The 1,510-nt window shown below is 73.2% G+C and carries 1 protein-coding gene; it reads left to right on the top strand.

What is annotated here, in order from left to right; all coding sequences use genetic code 11:
- The coding region (locus ACIQOV_RS40985; RefSeq protein WP_401056171.1) for a type I polyketide synthase at positions 1-1,510 on the top strand (1,510 nt) is incomplete at both ends.

Below are 1,510 nucleotides of genomic sequence, written 5' to 3'. Positions count from 1 at the left end.
CTGCCCGGGAGCTGTGGGACTTGGTGTCCGGTGGGGTGGAGGCGGTGGGGGAGTTCCCGTCGGACCGTGGGTGGGACGTGGGTCGTCTCTACGATCCGGCCGGTGGTCCCGGGACGTCGTACACGCGGTCGGGTGGTTTTCTCGCGGACGCGGCGGGGTTCGATGCCGCGTTCTTCGGGATCTCGCCGCGTGAGGCGTTGGCGATGGATCCGCAGCAGCGGGTGCTGCTGGAGACGGTGTGGGAGACGTTCGAGGACGCGGGGATCGATCCGGCGTCGTTGCGGGGCAGCCGGACGGGCGTCTTCACCGGCATCTGGGCATCCGGCTACGCGGGCGGAGTGGACCAGATCGCGCGCGACGCGGACGGCTATGTGGCCACCGGCACGGCGACGAGTGTGACCTCCGGGCGGGTGTCGTACCTGCTGGGGCTGGAGGGTCCGGCGGTGTCGGTGGACACGGCGTGCTCGTCGTCGCTGGTGGCGATCCACCTGGCGGCGCAGGCGCTGCGTTCGGGGGAGTGCTCGCTGGCCCTGGCCGGCGGTGTGACGGTGATGGCGACGCCCGCCGCCTTCATCGACTTCTCCCGCCAGCGGGGGCTCGCCGCCGATGGGCGGGTGAAGGCGTTCGCCGAGGCCGCTGATGGTACGGCGTGGGGTGAGGGCGCGGGTGTCGTGCTCATGGAGCGGCTGTCGGACGCCCGCCGTAACGGCCATCAGGTGCTGGCGGTGGTGCGGGGTTCGGCGGTCAATCAGGACGGGGCGTCCAACGGCCTGACCGCGCCCAACGGCCCGTCGCAGGAACGCGTCATCCGCCAGGCGCTGGCGAACGCCGGCTTGGAGGCGTCCGAGGTGGACGCGGTGGAGGCGCACGGTACGGGGACGACGCTCGGTGACCCCATCGAGGCGCAGGCGCTGTTGGCGGCGTACGGCCGGGACCGGGTGGAGCCGTTGTGGCTGGGGTCGGTGAAGTCGAACATCGGCCACACGCAAGCCGCCGCCGGTGTGGCGGGTGTGATCAAGATGGTGATGGCGATGCGGCACGGTGAACTGCCGCCGACGCTGCACGTCGACGCGCCGACCTCGCACGTCGACTGGTCGGCGGGCCGTGTCTCCCTGCTGACCGAGGCCCGGCCGTGGCCGGAGACGGGGCGTCCCCGCCGTGCCGGCGTGTCGGCGTTCGGCATCAGTGGCACCAACGCGCACGTGATCCTTGAGGCACCGGCCCCGGAGCCGGCCGAGAAGACGTCGCCCGAGTCCGCTGCCCACGATCCCGCTTCCACGTCCGCCCCCGCGGCCGTCGTGCCGGTGCCGTGGCTGCTGTCGGCCAAGTCCGAGCAGGCGCTCCGGGCCCAGGCCCGCAGGCTGCAGGCGTATGCGGCCAAGGCCCCCGACGCGGACGGAATCGGCGCCGCGCTCGCCGCGCGGACCCGGTTCGCCCACCGGGCCATGGTGACCGGACCGGAGGCACTGGCGGCCCTGGTGCGCGGGGAGGCGCATCCCGGACTGGTGAC

The organism is Kitasatospora sp. NPDC091257, from assembly GCF_044757675.1.
In the GTDB taxonomy this organism is placed as follows: Bacteria; Actinomycetota; Actinomycetes; order Streptomycetales; family Streptomycetaceae; genus Kitasatospora; species Kitasatospora lactacystinica.
This window is presented reverse-complemented; position numbering and strand designations above follow the sequence as displayed.